The sequence below is a fragment of the Spirosoma arboris genome (assembly GCF_009754945.1).
Taxonomy (GTDB): domain Bacteria; phylum Bacteroidota; class Bacteroidia; order Cytophagales; family Spirosomataceae; genus Spirosoma; species Spirosoma arboris.
In genome coordinates, this window is record NZ_WPIN01000001.1 from 1 (window position 1) to 17,378 (window position 17,378).

At 46.0% G+C, this 17,378-nt stretch carries 24 protein-coding genes; 11 read left to right on the forward strand and 13 right to left on the reverse strand.

Annotated features, from left to right (window positions below; genetic code table 11):
• Window positions 1-11: 11 nt before the first annotated feature.
• Window positions 12-473, reverse strand: a complete 462-nt coding sequence (locus tag GO755_RS00005; protein ID WP_157582518.1) for a hypothetical protein — start codon at window positions 471-473, stop codon at window positions 12-14.
• Between the two features lie 48 nt (window positions 474-521).
• Complete coding sequence (locus tag GO755_RS00010) at window positions 522-698, reverse strand: hypothetical protein (RefSeq protein ID WP_157582519.1); 177 nt, start codon at window positions 696-698, stop codon at window positions 522-524.
• A 249-nt stretch (window positions 699-947) separates the two neighbouring features.
• Between GO755_RS00010 and GO755_RS00015 the strand changes: the two genes are divergently transcribed.
• From GO755_RS00015 to GO755_RS00045, 7 genes are all read left to right on the forward strand, one after another.
• Window positions 948-1,232 (forward strand): hypothetical protein, encoded by a 285-nt coding sequence (locus tag GO755_RS00015; RefSeq protein ID WP_157582520.1) that lies wholly within the window; start codon window positions 948-950, stop codon window positions 1,230-1,232.
• A gap of 125 nt (window positions 1,233-1,357) precedes the next feature.
• Complete coding sequence (locus GO755_RS00020) at window positions 1,358-1,594, forward strand: hypothetical protein (protein WP_157582521.1); 237 nt, start codon at window positions 1,358-1,360, stop codon at window positions 1,592-1,594.
• Window positions 1,595-1,632: 38 nt separating this feature from the next.
• The gene (locus GO755_RS42120) at window positions 1,633-1,941 is read left to right on the forward strand and encodes a tape measure protein (protein WP_157582522.1); all 309 of its coding nucleotides are present in this window, start codon (window positions 1,633-1,635) and stop codon (window positions 1,939-1,941) included.
• On the forward strand, window positions 1,934-2,137 hold the full coding sequence (locus tag GO755_RS00030) for a hypothetical protein (RefSeq protein WP_157582523.1): 204 nt from the start codon (window positions 1,934-1,936) through the stop codon (window positions 2,135-2,137). The genes GO755_RS42120 and GO755_RS00030 overlap by 8 nt, the downstream gene beginning before the upstream one ends.
• Before the next feature lie 8 nt (window positions 2,138-2,145).
• Window positions 2,146-2,844, forward strand: coding sequence for a recombinase family protein (locus GO755_RS00035; RefSeq protein WP_157582524.1), 699 nt, complete (start codon window positions 2,146-2,148; stop codon window positions 2,842-2,844).
• 349 nt (window positions 2,845-3,193) lie between these two features.
• The gene (locus GO755_RS00040; protein WP_157582525.1) at window positions 3,194-3,451 is read left to right on the forward strand and encodes a hypothetical protein; all 258 of its coding nucleotides are present in this window, start codon (window positions 3,194-3,196) and stop codon (window positions 3,449-3,451) included.
• Entirely contained in the window at window positions 3,451-3,732 is a 282-nt protein-coding gene (locus GO755_RS00045) for a hypothetical protein (protein WP_157582526.1), read from the forward strand. Before GO755_RS00040 ends, GO755_RS00045 begins: the two co-directional genes overlap by 1 nt.
• Window positions 3,733-4,013: 281 nt before the next feature.
• Here the strand turns inward: GO755_RS00045 and lysM are convergent, their stop codons facing one another.
• From lysM to GO755_RS00080, 7 genes are all read right to left on the reverse strand, one after another.
• Complete coding sequence (gene lysM / locus GO755_RS00050) at window positions 4,014-4,478, reverse strand: peptidoglycan-binding protein LysM (RefSeq protein WP_157582527.1); 465 nt, start codon at window positions 4,476-4,478, stop codon at window positions 4,014-4,016.
• Window positions 4,479-5,214: 736 nt separating this feature from the next.
• Window positions 5,215-8,097, reverse strand: coding sequence for a hypothetical protein (locus GO755_RS00055; protein ID WP_157582528.1), 2,883 nt, complete (start codon window positions 8,095-8,097; stop codon window positions 5,215-5,217).
• Between the two features lie 6 nt (window positions 8,098-8,103).
• Complete coding sequence (locus GO755_RS00060) at window positions 8,104-8,433, reverse strand: hypothetical protein (protein ID WP_157582529.1); 330 nt, start codon at window positions 8,431-8,433, stop codon at window positions 8,104-8,106.
• Window positions 8,430-8,840 (reverse strand): hypothetical protein, encoded by a 411-nt coding sequence (locus GO755_RS00065; RefSeq protein WP_157582530.1) that lies wholly within the window; start codon window positions 8,838-8,840, stop codon window positions 8,430-8,432. The genes GO755_RS00060 and GO755_RS00065 overlap by 4 nt, the downstream gene beginning before the upstream one ends.
• Window positions 8,841-8,877: 37 nt before the next feature.
• Entirely contained in the window at window positions 8,878-9,483 is a 606-nt protein-coding gene (locus GO755_RS00070; protein WP_157582531.1) for a hypothetical protein, read from the reverse strand.
• Between the two features lie 94 nt (window positions 9,484-9,577).
• Window positions 9,578-10,087: a helix-turn-helix domain-containing protein gene (locus tag GO755_RS00075; RefSeq protein ID WP_157582532.1), complete on the reverse strand. Its 510-nt coding sequence runs from the start codon at window positions 10,085-10,087 to the stop codon at window positions 9,578-9,580.
• A 123-nt stretch (window positions 10,088-10,210) separates the two neighbouring features.
• Window positions 10,211-10,423 (reverse strand): hypothetical protein, encoded by a 213-nt coding sequence (locus GO755_RS00080; RefSeq protein ID WP_157582533.1) that lies wholly within the window; start codon window positions 10,421-10,423, stop codon window positions 10,211-10,213.
• Window positions 10,424-10,931: 508 nt separating this feature from the next.
• On the opposite strand from GO755_RS00080, the gene GO755_RS00085 reads away from it, so the two are divergent.
• Complete coding sequence (locus tag GO755_RS00085; RefSeq protein WP_227686816.1) at window positions 10,932-11,705, forward strand: DNA/RNA non-specific endonuclease; 774 nt, start codon at window positions 10,932-10,934, stop codon at window positions 11,703-11,705.
• Between the two features lie 105 nt (window positions 11,706-11,810).
• On the opposite strand, the gene GO755_RS00090 is transcribed toward GO755_RS00085, so the two are convergent.
• From GO755_RS00090 to GO755_RS00100, 3 genes are all read right to left on the reverse strand, one after another.
• Window positions 11,811-12,125, reverse strand: a complete 315-nt coding sequence (locus tag GO755_RS00090; RefSeq protein WP_157582534.1) for a LytTR family DNA-binding domain-containing protein — start codon at window positions 12,123-12,125, stop codon at window positions 11,811-11,813.
• Between the two features lie 120 nt (window positions 12,126-12,245).
• Window positions 12,246-12,467: a hypothetical protein gene (locus GO755_RS00095; RefSeq protein ID WP_157582535.1), complete on the reverse strand. Its 222-nt coding sequence runs from the start codon at window positions 12,465-12,467 to the stop codon at window positions 12,246-12,248.
• 447 nt (window positions 12,468-12,914) lie between these two features.
• Complete coding sequence (locus GO755_RS00100) at window positions 12,915-13,295, reverse strand: hypothetical protein (protein ID WP_157582536.1); 381 nt, start codon at window positions 13,293-13,295, stop codon at window positions 12,915-12,917.
• 969 nt (window positions 13,296-14,264) lie between these two features.
• Between GO755_RS00100 and GO755_RS00105 the strand changes: the two genes are divergently transcribed.
• The 3 genes from GO755_RS00105 (at window position 14,265) to GO755_RS00115 (ending at window position 16,729) form a co-directional block, all read left to right on the forward strand.
• The gene (locus GO755_RS00105) at window positions 14,265-15,551 is read left to right on the forward strand and encodes a sensor histidine kinase (protein ID WP_157582537.1); all 1,287 of its coding nucleotides are present in this window, start codon (window positions 14,265-14,267) and stop codon (window positions 15,549-15,551) included.
• Window positions 15,552-16,030: 479 nt separating this feature from the next.
• A complete protein-coding gene (locus GO755_RS00110) occupies window positions 16,031-16,291 on the forward strand; it encodes a hypothetical protein (RefSeq protein ID WP_157582538.1) in 261 nt (86 codons plus the stop codon).
• Window positions 16,292-16,519: 228 nt separating this feature from the next.
• The gene (locus GO755_RS00115) at window positions 16,520-16,729 is read left to right on the forward strand and encodes a hypothetical protein (protein WP_157582539.1); all 210 of its coding nucleotides are present in this window, start codon (window positions 16,520-16,522) and stop codon (window positions 16,727-16,729) included.
• Between the two features lie 95 nt (window positions 16,730-16,824).
• Here GO755_RS00115 and GO755_RS00120 read toward each other — a convergent pair whose 3' ends face one another.
• A complete protein-coding gene (locus tag GO755_RS00120; protein WP_157582540.1) occupies window positions 16,825-17,208 on the reverse strand; it encodes a LytR/AlgR family response regulator transcription factor in 384 nt (127 codons plus the stop codon).
• Window positions 17,209-17,378 lie beyond the last annotated feature (170 nt).

A 17,378-nucleotide genomic window follows, 5' to 3' on the forward strand; every position in this document is an offset into this window, starting at 1 on the left:
TGATAGAGCACTTATTTCAGTTTCCTATATTGTTTTCCATTGCGCACCTCTTCTAATTGAGCTTTAGCTTTTTCTAAATTGATTTGAGCATTGAGAAGCTCTATACTATCCTTAGTTTGCTTTATCAAATCCTGAGTGTCTACAGGCCCCGCTTTCCCCTCAATTGTGTAAATGCGATTGCCGCCCTCGTTAATGATATTAGTAACATTAATTTGAGTTTTGGGAGCAGATTCATTGGAACTCTGAAGCTGTGAGGTAATCGCCATGAGGGAGGACATAAGGCTAAAAATTACTTCAACTCTGCCGACAATAACCCAAAGCTTATCAACTGGACCCGTTTGAGCAAAGGGGCCAATATGCTGATAAATCTCAATGCCTTCAAAATTATATTCTCTCAAAAACTCAAGTAGGCCATTCCTTTCTAGTTCTTTGATCCCTACCACTCGAATTGGTACTGTAATTTCTGTATTCATAAATTGAATTTTAATATCCTGAAGAATAAAACCCTAAAATTCAGCCAATTAGGCATCTCTCTCGGCTACCCCTTTTGTCTGGCGCTTGTGATTTCTTACCAAATTGGCAATAATTTCGCGCAACTTGTCAGACATATCAATTTCGTTATCTTCACACATTGCTCGAAAATCCTCTTTTAACCGAGCACTTAACCTGACTTGTAAGTATGCTGATTCTTTGGCCATTAGTATAGATTTTTAAGTTCATTAAAGTTAGTAAAAATGTATTGATAAATGTAATACAAAATAGCCTAATATTTGTATTGTTAATGTCATTACATTATCTTTAACACCTGTTAAACGGACGTTCAAGAGTTGTTAAATAAGGACTTTTTAGGCTATTTTGAGGAGTTAATTATGGAGGTAGAAGCAAGATACTCGGACCCGGAAAGGCATTTTATTTTTCGTCTAGCTAGCTATTGGGACTGCCTTAACTTGCCAACTGAGTATTTAATCTATCGTGATTATGTTCGAACAATTGACTATCTGTTTGATACAACAGGCAACCAACAACGAACCATAGCTATATTCACCGCAGTCATTAACCAAGCGAAAAATTTGGGTAAGTCGGGAGAATGGGTAAATAAGGAATTGATTTTTGAAGCTGGTGGTGAGTTTGCTGATTCCCGGCTTGACTTACTTCGGATGAATCTACAACATGGGCCCCTTACTGATGATGTGCTGGACTTGTACAACGAACGAGTTAATCGATTCAAATAAGATAGCCGTTTAGCATGGAGCAATATCGACTGAGATTTAGGGCGAGCAATGGTTATCCCAGCTCCTGTGACATAAGGATCTACCGCGCCATACAACTAGTTGTCGCTAGCGAGACCGGCGAAGGCATGAGTGTAACTAACGCAGCTGAACAAATAGCCACCGAGGTTGTGAGGCAATATGGGCTAGACCCTAGACGTATGCTGTTTGTAGAACATTATCCTGAATCCTACCGCCCTAAGTCTGAGGGAGAGTCCTACGACTTAGTTACGTTCACCTGGGGCAAATATGGTGCCTATAGCCCTACCTGGCGATATATGCCTGCGAATGAGTTTAACGAGATTCTCGACACAATCAGTCAATAGTACAGAAGAAAGTACACTATTTACGCACTACTAAAAATATGGTCACTGAACTGATTAATACAATTGAGAAGGCAGCCCTTTTATTCGGGTCTGGTAGATCTGGGGTTGATAGGGCTATAGCTGTGATTCGGCAAATCAATCAGAAGGGTAGATTAAAACATGAGGACTTGTTGCAGCTAAGTAACTATGTCCCTGGAGTGTATCTGACATTGGCCGCGCATTTGGAAATCTCGCCAACCGAACTCCGCGAAAGGATGCAAGGGGGCTTACTTACGGCTGAGGTTGGAATAACGGAGTTAAACAACGCTATTTATAATCGATACCTAGCGACTCCTACAAATGGCTAAGAAAAAACACGATAAGCAAGTCAACAGCAGCGAACTAACCGAGACGCTAGAGAAATTAGGCCAATCTGCGCAAAATCTTACCAACCTATTAATGCTGGGAGGCAACCGGGCACTTGAGATTGCCAACGATGAAATACGAATAGACGAGGTAGGGAAGGAAGCAAATCAAATAATTAAGATAGGAGCAATCGATTAAGCTACACCATGGCAAAGAAATCCACCTCAACTATGGCCAGCTCAGGCCCGGCCAAATACGTTGCCTATTACCGGGTATCCACTAGGGCGCAAGGTGATTCAGGATTAGGGCTCGAAGGTCAACGGTTTGCCGTGGCTAATTTCGTGAAGGGTGCAATTGTAGCCGAATACACAGAAGTTGAATCCGGCAAGAATAACCAACGTGAGCAACTTGCTGCGGCTATTGATCGGGCGAAGAAAGAAAGTGCAGTACTAGTGATTGCCAAGCTCGACCGCTTAAGCCGTAATGCCTCGTTTATCTTCACGCTGAGGGATTCAGGCGTTAACTTTCAATGTGTCGATATGCCTGATGCCAATACGCTCACCATTGGGATATTTGCCACCCTTGCCCAGCACGAACGGGAATTGATTAGCTCACGAACTAAGGCAGCGTTACAGGCAAAACTTAGCCAGGGCGCTACACTCGGTAAGCCCGAAAACCTTACACGATCCGCTCAGGCAAAGGGAGCCGCAGCCAATCGGCAACGTGCCATAGATAACCCTGAATCCCGCAAGGCTGAGGGAATGGCAAAAGAGCTACGGCGAAGTAAAAAGACCTACACTGAGATTGCGGAGAAACTAAATCAGTTTGGCTTTAGAACAGCACTGGGTTGCGAGTTCCATCCGATGCAGGTAAAGCGAATCCTTCAGCGCGTAGGTGTTGAGTAATAAATGCAGGTGCGCGGGAGTGTGCAAAATAATTAAGTTATTTTGGCAAGGAGCCGGGGCAGTTGCTTCGGCTTTTTTGTTGTATTTATTATTCGGCTAGAAAGCATAATAGTATAAAAGTGTTCATGTACGTGCGTACGCGCGCGTATTTATATAGTATAAAAAGTAATATATTGTCTTTATTAGAATAGTGCAATGAATAATCACGATCAACCTTGCCTACTTATGGGTATAATGCAAATTTAATTTTTATTTTAAACGATAACTCTTTGCTTTGCGTTTAGTAAGAACGGCAATTTCTAAAACTACCAGAAGGTAATTGCTCACACCTTTTTAATTAACAGTAAACATGAACGATCAAACAATCACACTCCAGATCTTTGCAGTAACCGATCAGGATACTGGCTTGATCACCGCATTCTTTGCGGATGATTATGCTACAGTAACCCAAGGTACTGATATGGATCAGGTCCGTAAACGATTGGTAACAGCCAGGAATTTAGTTAGACAGGCTCGCAGAAAGTATGGGTTCGGTTCAGCCGAAAATAAATCGGCTGTTGGTAGCGGCTTTGAGAATTCGGAATTAACCTATCAAGTCGTTGCGTAATGAAGCTGGAAGACCTCGTTCAATATCTACTGGACAACGATTGTCAATTCGATGATGAGCTGGAGACGGAAGAATTTTATGTTGTTGTTAACTCTGTGACGTTACGAGTTGCACAATTAGTAAAAGACCCAGTAATTAGTTCACATACATCAGTGATTTTATTTCGGGCTTTAAACATTGCCTGTCACAATGACCTTGAAGATTACAATGCTGTACTTCAGGCTCACGAGCATCACCAACAACAGCGAAAACGAGGAAATTTTCTAGATAGACAAAATTAGTTGAGATACATTCAAAGCCCCTTCCACCCGGTTGGGGCTTTTTTAATTCCCTCGAATTCGGGGGAATTAAAAAACGCTCAGCTCAGCGAAGCCAATGTTGAACAAATTCAGGATGTGCTTAATTCTTTTGGCAACTTGGAGAAAAAACGCCAGCCCCAACAGGGACCGGCGTTTACCAATTCCATCGTTTGTGAACAGCAAAAGGGTTGTCGAGTTAGAAAGATCTCACAATAGTGAATAGCTCTCTAGCTCGACAACCCTATAAACTTATATTCGTTTTTTTATAACTGCGGAATCCGAAGCACCTGATCTGGATAGATTTTATCTGGATCACTCAACATAGGCTTATTAGCTTCAAAAATAACACCGTACTTCATCGGATCTCCGTAGACCTCCTGAGCAATTTTTGACAGAGAATCCCCTGATTTCACCGTGTAGAATTTACCTTCTGGAGCAGGCTCGTCAACCGTCAGTTGATTATCAACCGATGAAACACCCTCAACATTACCGACAGCCAAAGCTATCTTTTCAGCATCTTCCTGCGACTTCACCGAGCCCGTAATGGTAACGGTATCGCCCTTGGTCTTAACTGTCAAGGTGTTGTAAGCAAGACCTAGTTGCTTAACGTGGTCAAGCAGCGCTTGTGCCCGTACGGGTTCAACTTTTTCGGCTTCTGCTGGCGCGGCTGGCGCATCGTTATGGAAAATTTTTTCGCCTACTCCTTTAAAAAATGATAACAACCCCATTGGTTTAGTATGGTTTTAATGAAACATAGGATAAAACGGCTGGTAACAACGCCACTCGATTTGCCTAGAACAACTTCCTCTTAAAGGGATTGTTTTATTAACCACTTATAGCTTTTAGCAAGTTTTGCAAATTACTGGACATTTGGCAATTGGGACGTTACTAACTATTGAAGGATCGATTGAGGATACCGTCAGTATGAGTTATAATAGAGCTACGATCTATAACGCTGATCTTTCATTTAGCTGGTCGCTTAGATGGAATAATCTATGTACCCGGATCTCATAGACTATTTCATCTAGGCTGGCCAATGCATCCGCTATAGCTAAAAGTGTATAGGCGATATCCTGTCGACCATAGACAGAAATAACTTTACTCCAGTAGTGTGAATGAGCTGCGGGTAATAGTGATCGATCACTCACATTTAAACTGTGTGAGCGTCCGAAATAAAGCGAGCCTTAAATTGCAGATGTGAATCTGCGCAGTTGTGTGTTCGCTGGCTACTCACACTGTGAGTTGAACTGGTGTATTAGCCTAAGCTCTTTCACACTATCATTTACTTAATTAAAAAGCAAGATAAGCAATTAGCTGATGGTCTGGGGAAACTGAAACACGTTAGTGGGGATGTATCAGGCGTAAGTGTTAGTAAGGCGTTTGTATATCATCGTTTATGCGGAGGGAAAGAAAAAGGGCAGCCTATAGCCACCCCCTTTACCATAAACCCACTCTATGATTTAATCAGCGTCTTCCGTTAAAGGCCCAATCTGGCTTAGTATGAAAATAATCGGAGTGGTTTACGGCCCTGGTAATCGCATAAAGCAAGGTCTGTCCTTCCTGCCTAACCTCTCCCGTCAATTCGATCTGCATCTTACCCATGCCACCCGTAGGCGATAGTCGTTGCATTTGTGCTGTTGGTTGGGCGCTGAACGCTCCTAGTCGCTGCATTTCCATTGTCATCAGCCTAGCGCCCTCACCGATCGGTGCAATCAGCTCACCACCCCCTTTCAAGGCTTTTGCACTTTCCCCAACTCGAATAATGGATTCACCTTTAGCCAGTCCACCCTTTTCGTGAGAGGTAATATTCGTAGCCAATCCCTTGACAACTCCACCTCCCACCACTAAGGCCCCACCGGCAACAACACCTCCGACTCCATCTACACCGAATGCCTTAAGAAAAGGTTTGACAAAGGGAAATGCTGTTTCGGCGGCTTCGAGCAAGGCACCACCAACCAGCATAGCCGTACCGAGTTTAATCATAAAGTCGCCCAACATGCCCAGAATTAAGCTCAGGGCTGTTTTAAGTGGGTTCTGCCCCTGTGCCAATCCCTCACCAATCCCTTCCAGTACCTGAGCTGCGGCATTGGCCAGGTTGTCGTGAGCCTCTTTCATATCTTGGCCCAATTCGGCAGCTCCCTTTTTTACGTCCTGCCCTGCGGCTTTCATAGCGGCTATTCGGGCCTCAGCCTTTGCAGTCCATTTAGCCTCATCACCACCACCGGACCCAGAATTGGTTTTAGAGTCGGCGGCTGCGGCTGCATTCTCGGCATCAGCAACTAGCTGTTTAAATAGCTTTAGCTGATCCAGAATCTCAGGCGGCAACTTTAAGCCATTGAGGGAAAGAGCAATTGTAAGGGCCTTAATTTCTTCGATCTTCTTTTTGTAAAACTCCAGTGTTGGCTCTGCCTGTTGGGTTTTATCCAAAAAGTTCTCTATTCCAGTCTTTGCGAATAGTCCCGGTGTAGCGTCTGCCAGCATCACAAAGGACCGCAAAATGCCATCTACTTTTGCTTGTGATTTAGGGTCGGTAATCTGCGAAATGGCAGGAATGCCGGATTTCTGATTCTTTGACGTGATCGCCTGAATATCTTCAATATAGCCCCGTATGTCCTTTAGCTGTTGAATTTTCTTATCTACCCCCTTACCTCCCGCGTTCTGGATCTGGGCCTCTAATTCAGCCTCGAATCGTTTGGCGATAGCTAAATCGCCCGTTTGGGTTGCTGTGGCAATCCGGGTTCCTGTTGACTTGCCTGTTGAAGGAGTAGCCGCCATAGGCAAGGGTTTACCCTGGGCAATAAGTATCTGATCCTGTAGCCGTTTTATTTCCGCTAACCCCTCTTTTTTCTCGACCTGGTGCAGCTTGATCTTTTCCCGAATCTGGGCAATTTGTGCCTGATAGCCGGTTACGGTTGTCTGGGTTAAATCCGCCTGTCGCTCGTTGTTTTCGGTAAGTAGCCTGTTTAGTTCGGCCTGGGCTGCCTGCTGCTTGGCTAGTCCAGATTCCAGAGCTGAGGCTATATAATCGGTAGGCGTTTGCTGAGCTACCCCGAAATAGCTATTCTGTAAAGAACTACCTCGTTTCTTATCAGCTATATCTTTGGCTAGTGCTATGCGTTGGGCCGCGCTTAGTTTTTCAAGTGCAACAATAGATATACCAGCTTCTTTTGCCAGCAATTCTAATGCCGCCTGTTGTTGATTGATAGCCTGGGTAAATTCCTCATTGGCTTTCTTTATCTTGGCCTCGCCTAACGCAATCCTGATCTTTTTCTCATACTGCGCGTTTACATCAGCAAGCCTACGGGCGAGTAGATCCGTACTGACTGATTCGGCGCTGAGGCTGCCTAGAAATTCCGGGTATTCGGACTTTAATTTCTGAATCAGACTAAGCCGTAACCCCTCGTTATCATTGGCCAGGGCAATCGCTCCTACAAGCCCGTTTAAGGCCGTTTTCTGGTTCTGTAGATCTTCGGCGGGTGATTGGGCTATCAGGTCCGTAAACACCCCTAGAAGCTGTCCGGCTGCCCCCAATGCTAACTTCATGCCACCGGCAACACCAGTGCCCCCAATAGCTACCAGTAGCCGATCAAAGCTATCCCCTAAGTTGCTTACCTGCCCCTCCAGCGTTTCACTGATCGCAGCCATTCCGCCCGCTACCCCACCTAGCTTGCCAAACCCTATAATGGCATCGGTAATTGCACCACTTGAGTTTTTAACCGTCTGGGTTATGCCCTTAAACGATAGTGTTACCTGGTCGCCTGACTTGGAGGCCCTTACCCCGAACTCTTTTAGGCGTTCAAATTCGCCCGTCTGGGCATCTAGTACGGCCTCGGTAAGCTGGTCAAATCCCTTGCCCTGCGAAGCCGCTAAATCCCCTAAATTGATTATCTGCTGCCGGGTAGGTATGAGCCCCCGGTTGACGAACTTAACGAATGAGGCCGTTAGTTCATCCATGCTATAGGGCGTAAATCCGGCAATGTCGGAAAGCATACTCATGCTACCTTTTGCCTGTGATCGACTCCCTAAAGCGTTGGTAAGAACTGCTTGGTATTTCTCAAACTTGCCCGAAACAGTGCCGATGGCCTCACCAAAGGCTAATATCCGATCAACGGCGAAGGCTTTGGCAAAAACTACCTGTAGTTGGCCAGCAACTGAGTTAGACTGACCTAGAAATTGCCCCATTGCATTCCTTGCCCGGCCTGTTCCACCCTCAATACCGGAGGCTATTTGCCCCCCTGAGCGAACGGCAGCGCGGCCAAGTTCGGTAAGGGCCCTAATGCCAATGGCCGAACCTCGCACCATCCCGTCCGGGTTGGTCTCTAAATCAACTGTTAGTGTGCGGTTCATTATGCGTTAGTTGTTAAGTTTTTTAAGCGGGACACCAAATGCACTGCTCATCATTTCCAGCATGACTTTAGGGGGAATAGGGGCGAACTTTGGGCGGGCGGCTTTAATTTCCTCATCGCCTGGAAGTGGCATAAAGTCCATTTCATCGACGGGCTTGGCAAAATGAGCATTCCGTAAGAGTCCAGCGATCCGGCGCGTTTGGCGGGCGGTAAATACCTCCCTATCGGCTTCCCCTTGCAAAAGGGCTATGGTTTCGGCTAAGGTTAGATCAAAGAAAACATCGGGTGTTATTTTTAATCTAGCCAGTGCCAAAAACCGTAGTCCCTTTAAGGTCATTGGCTCACTGCTTCCGGCTGTGGAGTCTCGTTTTTTTTTGTATCAGCTTCGGGTATGTCCACATTAGCGAGTATCGCTTGTGTGCCTACATCCTCGATCCACTCCGCAGCGGTCCACTCATTGAAATTGATAGGCTTGTTCTGAACGCGGGCTGCATACAGAGCCGCCGAATACACGAATAAGCGTAGGCCCTTCAGGTACTCCGTGGTGACATTTGGTACCAGGGCCGGGTTACCCGCTTCATCCATGCCCTGCACATACTCCAGATCTAAACTGGCATCAATGTCAGATAGGGTTTTTAAGCCTGTGAGTTGGCCGTAAATCTCGGTAGAGCCATTACAAAACTTAAGCTCTACGACTTCCCCGCTGGATAGGGTAATCTCTCTGTAACCCGATAATTTGTTCATACTGTGTAGTTGTGAATGGGGGAATGGTAAGATTGAATTAGTTGGCAGATGGCTCTACCGTTATTACGCTACCCATCTGCTGAGCCAGTAGATAAAAAGCCTCTTTGGGGTCATTCCATACCGAACCGATTACGGGTTTGTCACCGGGTAGGGGCATGAACTCCTGAGCGGAAACGGGCTTGGCAAAATGAGCGTTGCGGAGTAGGCTAGCTACAATACGCGTCTGTTGAAGGCTTAATAATTCCCGGTCTCTTACTCCACGTAGCAAAGCAGTTGTCTCGGATATAGTCAGATCAGCATAGGCAGAAGGCATTATACCAAGCTTGGAAAGGGCGTTGGTTTTATAGCTCCTTATTGTCTGGGCTTTGGGCTGCTCTTCGCTATCGGTCGCATCAATCAGGGTGTCAGGCTCCGGGTACTCAATCACGCTAAAGATTGCCTCGACCCCCAACTCTTCTATCCACTCCGCAGCGGTCCACTCATTAAACCAGATCGGCTCCCGCTCGACAATGCACACGTACTTTGCCGCAGCAAACACGTATAGGCGTAATGCCTTTAGGTAATCGACGGTTATTTGCTTTTCTCCGTCGATTACAGGGCACACTAAGAGGTTATCCAGCTCGGTTAGTATGGACGTGCCCACTAGTCCTGAAAAGAGCTCCAGAGAGCCATTACAGAACTTGAGCGGGACTACCTTGCCCGATCTAAGGGCAAGTTCCCTATAGCCAGATAGCCGGTTAATTGTCACTTGGCGTAAGCAGGTCGCTTAGAGTTAGGGTATTGCCCGCCTTATCGGGAATGGGTACGACAATCTTAGGATCAAGTCGCTCCGTTCCTGCGATACTTATTCTACCTACCGCCCTGGGTTGGTTCGCAAAGGCTTTTAATACCTCCTCAGCGAAACGTAATTGACCGCCGTTTTTGACTGCCTGTAATTTGCCCTTTGAGACGAGGTTGTAGATCGTGGATTTCGCCTTGCCGGTAATACCTACTGCAAAGTCTATATCTCCAAACCGATCCGCAGTACTAATGCCATCCACCCATTTATTAATACACACCTGAATGGGTCCTTGCGCATTAGTTAGCGCTAACCCATATTGTTCATTAAGCCGTTTAATGTCGGCGCTAATGACCTCAGCGAAGCGTAGCAGGCTCTCAGACTGTTGCCGAAAGGCGTTGCCCATATTGGCGAGATGATCCGCCAATTGCTGCATTTGTTCAGGCGTAAATCGGGCTGACTGTTCCATAAGTAAAAATAGTATAACTATCTAATTGATAGCGGATTGGCTCACTTGTTATGATGATTAAAGATAGTAAAAACCAGTAAGAAATACTAACTTTTAGGGAAGTATTTAGGGCTAAAAAATCAGCTATTTACTAGCATAGAAAATCCTGCTGCGGAGGTTAAAAGGTAGTTTTGCCTGGATCTTTTCCCAGGCCTCCGTCTTTAGTCGGCGGTGTAGTTCCATGTCTTTGGGAACGTAAGTAATACTCTTACTATAATTGCCAGTTCGCCGTTTTACCTCCCAATAGTTGAGATCTGAGGTAGAGGGAATCTGGGCATATTCTGTTATTGTGTCCATGCCTAAAGTTACTGCCTTTCGGACAATTGTCTTAATGATATGGACAAAATTCTATTAGGTTAATGAACCTGAAAAATTACCGGTAATTGATAGATAGGCGGCAATCCAATCCACATACATTCGGCCTAGCGGTACCATTGAAGATTTAGCAGAATAGGTTTACCCCCCTTCGAATAGGCAGCATTTTGGTTGGTGGTAATGGTAAACCCCCTATATGCACTTTACCACCTTACCACCAATAATCTGGGCTCATTCTGAGTTAACTAACCAAACGAATTTACTGCCAGCTCAAGGTGCCATTTGTTAAGTCCCTATAGGCACTTTGGCAGTTAGCAGGATTGACTAAGAACCTTTTTAGGACATGTTGTTACATAATCACAGAATTGTTTAACAGCAAAAAGGACGATCAGAAATAAAGATTGTTTTCAGCTTTTCACTTTTGCCACTTTTACCACCTTCCTGTTAATAACTTTGGCCAAATTGGAGTTACATAGGCATGAACTTGCCCATGAATCCCCTCCTGAGGTCCCTAATTAGTTTATTCCTGTTGCTTTCGCTCAACCAGTGTAAGCAGCCTTCCATACCCGTTCCGGTCGACACGACGCCAACTCGTGACGATAATATGGCGATGGGCAATCCCGACGGAGCCAGAGCCATAGAGTTCAGCCCAAACGCTTATCTAATCACCAGGTCAACCTATTCACTTTCTTACAATCAATTGACAGGCATTGCCAACTGGTATAGCTGGCATTTAAGCGCGGCCTGGAAGGGTTCGGCTATTCGCTATGTTGGCAACTTCATTCCTGATCAGTCATTGCCCCCTAGCTGGTACCAGGTAAAGCATGAGGACTATACCAATTCAGGTTTCGACCGTGGCCACCTCTGCCCGTCTGATGATCGGGATAGCACGGCTGAGGAAAATAAAACTACTTTCATTCTGACCAACATTGTACCACAGGCACCTCAGCTCAACAGGCAATCATGGTTGCGACTGGAAGATTACTGCCGGAATCTAGTGGCTCAGGGGAACGAACTATACATCATTGCGGGGACAGCGGGTAGAGGTGATGAAGGAGACAATGGCAAGGCTACAACTATTGCTAGTGGCAAGCTAACCGTTCCTGCCGTGCTCTGGAAAGTGATTGTCGTGCTGCCGGTAGGATCGGACGATGTAAATAGGATAAACGCTCAGACGCGGGTTATGGCCATCTGGCCGGGTCGCCGTTGCGATGCCGAATCCGAATGCAACCGGATGAAGGAGCTTGGTTGGACTATCGGTTGAGTGTGAATAAGATAGTCGGTCGTTGCCGTGGAGAAGCTAATGGGGTAGGATTTGCTGTCAAGCATGCCCAGAGAAGTTACTGTAGTTTTAACCTTGCTTCTTTATTTAACTATCTGCATGAAAAGCTGGTTCGAACCGCTTAAGTACCACGTGTATCCTGCGCCGGGAAATGGCTAATTGCTGACTATCCTGCATGGTCAGGCTGGCCACTGACCGACTAGTTTTTAGCCAACCCACTACATAGGCGGGATTGATCAACGACTGTTTACTAATCCGAATGAAGCCAGGGTAGTAGTCCTGATACCACTTGAGCGTATGGCTTAGTAGTACTCTTTTGTGAGTAGTCAGGTACACGATGCTGTAATTACCATCACCCACGATGTAGAGGATTTGCTCGGCGGTCAGTTTGTTTTTCCGCATGTTGACAACAACGTTTGATCTACAGGAGTAGGCTTTTAGCTACTTAGGAAACTGGCCGTAAACCGTGGATAAATCGCTAGATAGGGGATTGAGTGAATAGACTTATAGAGCTTAATCAGATCAATCTTCCCTAAGTAGGGCAAACATACTCTGAAGTTGATCGCAGAGCTGCGAATCCTGGGAAGCAAAATAGAATCCATTGGCTTCCGCATTTAATAGGATGTCAACCTTCGACCAGTCAATAGCAGGTGCCTGTTGAACGAGTCGTTCTTTGACTTTTTGGGCAAGCTGATCGTGGATAAACTGATTAAACTGACGAAGACGTTCTTGCGGGTCTATCATAAGAGGGTAGTGGGGAAAAATACAGTTAAAACAAGCAGCAGTCAATAGCAAGCTACTTTATTTGGCCAAATTCCCCAACTGAATTGATTATTGGGCGATTAACCGCCTGAGCAAATGGTATTTTTTGCTATTGAATTTAGTCCCCCTTCAATGGAATCAAGCAGACAACAGGAGAGACCAAATAAATCAACAGATTTTAATTGTTTTGTTTATCTTTTAAGTAAGTGTAAATTCGGCCTGTTTTGTGACTTCTTCATCGACTCATCTAATCATTATGGCAATGGACCGTTTCCCTAAACCGGATAAGTCACCTCCTAAAGAGGATTCCTCTGATCACTTCCAGGCCTTACTGAGCATCTATCTTCAACAAGTTGGCCACTATTACCGAAAGGAGACATTAGTCCAAAAAGCAATACACAAACTCGAAAAGGATCTCCGCAGACTTAATTAAGAAGCTGGTAACGATACCAGATACAGCTTGGTTTGCGCCTGTTGATTCAACTGGGTTAACCGAAGGGTATGAGCAATTAGCTTTTGACAATGCTGCTTGCTCGGAGATGGCTCAACTTGAGCTAGTTGATCCATATCCTGAATTAATATTTCTAGCTCTGCCTCCATTCTAATAACCAGCGATACGAGTTGGTGAACGGGACATTGACCCATAAAATGAGTAGAATCTTGGGGCTTATCTTGTTTTATAACCGCTTTATTAACCCAGCTTTCTAGTTGCTCATAATAGTCGTATAGGTCGGATATTGCCACCAGCCAATCCGTCACAATATGGTCGTTATTGAAATTATCCTCCTGCGCGGATTGATGAGTATCCATACCAGCTTTGGTTCATTGTATACAATTAAGGCTAAAAAAGCAACTCACCAGTTAGTTAACACTTAAAGCAGGCTTAGTGCCTGAGCTTTATTTAGCCAAAAGAATTCAATTATAAACCAAACTGGCTCCGTCGCTACAAGCCTCCCATCTGTCAATACGAAGTTAGACAGCTTGCACTTGAGACTAGATAAGCTTGTCCATCCTAAACCAGTCAAACCCTACCAGATTGCCTCGATTCACGATCCAGTGGGACCAAACAAAGGCTAGAAAGATAGAATCTGTTTGTCAATTACTTAGAGCCAGTTCAACTTAACTTTTCAAGCTGAATGCTTAAAGAGTTAACGGAGTCAAGATGGGTTTCTAACTGCCTGTCTAGCGGCTTTGTTTAAGAGCTAACGGATAGTGGGATCAGGGCAATTGAGAATAAGCTTATTTTATTCAAGAGGTAGTCAATCTCGGTGACTTTAATTGTAGTCCCAAACAAGGTCAAACAGCCGATACTTACTTAGGTGGTAGAGGCTGCCTCTTTGCTTTAAAAAACGCCAGTCCCGGCGAGACTAGCGTTTTGATCTTATCCAACCTAATGCATAGCTGTACATGGCTATTTATAGTACGAGAAATCAATAGTAATGGGCTATTGGCCGGGCAAATACCTCCGGCAAAAAGGCGAATAAATTGCCTCTGCTGACCCAAATGTCTTTTAAGATTGTTTAGTAGAGAATTGCTCTTCATACAAGGGTTGTTTTCAGGTCGCTTCGGCTTCGGGGTGGCCTGATTTGTTACTGGGTTGTTTTTGCGCAGAAGCGGAACGGGTAGGTTCCCTTAGCAGGCACACTTTACCGACAATAAAAGTAGGATAGCGTTCATAGAACAATAGAAACGAACCTAGGAGCACACCTACGATGATTTCTCCCAACACTAATAGACCAAAAGAGTTTTGCTACTGTAAAGCCAACTCCCAGTAGGTATATGTCAAATCTCGATCAAAATCACCGCCTCCCTTTTCTAGAGGGTGGCGGGGAAATGGGGGAGCTAACCCGCCACTTTGACTGGGCGACTACTCCTTTAGGGCCTGCCTACCAATGGCCCCAAAGCCTGCGCACCAGTGTCAGCTTATTGCTTACCTCCAAGTTTCCCATGCTCATCTGGTGGGGGCAGGAGTTGATTCAGTTTTATAACGATGCCTACCGGCCCAGCTTAGGCCAGCAGGGTAAACATCCCACCGCCTTAGGACAGCCTGGGGCCGACTGCTGGCCCGAAGCCTGGTCGGTCATTCAGCCGTTAATCGAGCAGGTACGAACCACCCGAGAAGCTACCTGGAGTCAGGATCAATTCATCCCTATTTACCGCAATGGCCAGCTCCAGGAAGTGTATTGGACCTTTAGTTACAGCCCTATCCTGGACGAAACCAACCAGGTCAGAGGTGTGCTGGCGATTGTTCATGAAACCACCCAACAGGTTCAGACTGCCAGTCGGCTCCTGCGGCAGACGGCCGAATTAGCCCAGGCCAATGCCGAACTGAACCGCTCCAATCAGAATCTGCAACAGTTTGCTTACGTGGCCAGTCATGACTTGCAGGAGCCCCTGCGCAAGATTCTATCGTTTGGTTACTTGCTAAAAGACCAGTACGGATCTCAGTTGGGCGAAGGCATTACCTATCTGGAGCGCATGCAGGCGGCGGCCAGTCGCATGTCCGTACTCATTAAAGACCTGTTGACCTTCTCCCGCATCACAACTCAACAGGAGGCAAGAACCCCAGTGTCTTTGACACAAGTAGTGACTACTATCCTGACCGATTTAGAGCTGCGCATCCAGGAAACGGATGCCCTTGTTAGGGTGGAGGCCTTACCGGATATCCAGGGTGACCGATCGCAGTTAGAGCAACTGTTTCAGAATTTACTCAGTAATGCCCTGAAGTTTCGCCGGGTGGATGAGTCTGGCGTTGCGCTCCCACCCCAAATCCATATCCGTGCCCAGCTTATAGAGACTACTGAGTTACCGGTTTCGGTGAAGCCTGCTCTTGTGGCTAAATCTTATCATCATATTGAGGTAGCCGACAATGGGATTGGCTTTGATGAGAAGTATCTGGATCGCATCTTTCAGGTCTTTCAGCGGTTGCATGGCCGAAGCGAATTTACAGGTACAGGTATTGGGTTAGCCATCTGTGAAAAAATAGTGATCAATCATGGGGGCGCTATTACGGCGCGCAGTCAAGTGGGGCAAGGGGCGATCTTCAGTGTATACTTACCGGCCTAAAAAGCGAAGGATGGGCTAATGGGCTACTGAATGACAATTGGTAGAACGGCTAATCAGAGTATAGCTAAGGGAGTTGAGTAGGGTATACCCCCGATGATGGGTAGTCCTACTGGATAAGCTAGCCCAGTAGGCTTTATAGCTTAAAAATACAGTTCTGCTAACAGTCGCCAGCACTTACTAAAAACTAAAAAGCTGTTTTACAGCCTACACTTCCTACACAAAGGATTCACTTACGGAAGGCCCTCAAGAGAGTATGATCAACCCGGCAACAAGGGCAGACATGAGAGCCAAAGTGAAAACGATATAGTTGAGCAGAACAGAATGGCGCTTTTGGGTTTTCATGATCAGTAAGCCACTTAGATACAGTTTATACCTTAGACTCTATTTCACAAAGGGGTCACTACTTATTTACTAAAAGGAAAAATAATAAACAAAACACTAGCCCTATAGTTAGCCCTTCTTTAGCAGGCTCCTGGATCATGATCTATCTTTGCTTACTCGTTGCCTTTTGGCTGGGGTACCTGGCCCACATTCTTCAGCATACCCTTCAGCATAAATCCTATGACACTCAGCTAAAGGCAATGGACCACCACTACAACAAGCAGCTTTGTCAGCAAGCCCAGCAGTTGACGGATTCGCTTCACCTTAACGGGGAACTTCTTAGTGAGAAGCTACGACTTCAACGGCGCTTACGGGAGCTGCAAGCACAACATGAAAGGACTTTAGCCGCCTTAAACTGACTATTGACTCTGCGGTAGTATTGCTGTCTAAGTCTAAAAAAGCAGTTCATAAGCTTGCTTAACAACAAGTCAGGCCACCTCAATCTGAAGCGGCCTGCCCTAATTCTATTGTATGAAATCCATGTGCATGCTATAACCAGGGAAACAGCAAAGGGTTTGGGCAAAAGACGGGAAGAGCTGCTACGCTACCGAACTTTTTCGTATCTTCACTTAGTCAAACCTCTCTCCATGAACCCTATCTTTTCTGCCGGTGATCGAGTCAGTGTGGCCAACCTGGTGAAAGGCTTCTTGCGGAGCCGTAGTGAAGCGGTCGTGCTTGGTTGGACTAGTTATGGATGGCTAACCATCAAACTCGACAGTAGCGGTATCGTTAAAACCGTAGCGCCAACCCGGGTCAGGAAACTAGACCAGCTATCTATTCCACCACCCAACCTATAGTCGTCTAAGGAGTTACTGTATACTCGATCACCCTACGGTAGCTAATCTCGCGAACCCTGCTGGTCCCTAGCCTGCCTACCGGTTCCCAAGAGTAGCTACCGTAGGGTGAACTGCGAACGAAGCACCATCCAGCGACGACGAGCGATGGGTAAATGCAGGCCGCCGACTAGATGAACTATCGGTTTCCCAAACGTGAGCCTGGCTTGCTCAATGAATTGCCGATTGACCACATACCGACGATGCAAACGCAGAAAATAAGCGGGTGGTAACTGAGCCTCCACCCGTTTGAGCGTCGTCGTTACCAATACTCGCCGCCCATCGGCCCAGTGCAGCCAGGTATAGTTGAGTTCTCCTTCTAAATAGACTAAGTCCGCTACTGACAGCCACTGGGTACCGGTGTCATTGATATAAACCCGAAGCGGAGGCCAATCCCGCAGCTCAGAGGCATAGGCAGGCAAAGGCTTAAGATAGAAAGTCATGGACAAGTGAGCTTAACTTATTGCTACTCTCTGGCCAGCCTAAAGGCTGGTAGCTTGACCCGACGTTAGCGGTTGGTGACTAGCTGAAAAAGGCACCCCTGAAACGTCAACTACCTAAAAAGTTAACCGACGGGAAGCGGAGTTGTTTACCGTCTATTTTTTAGCCGACA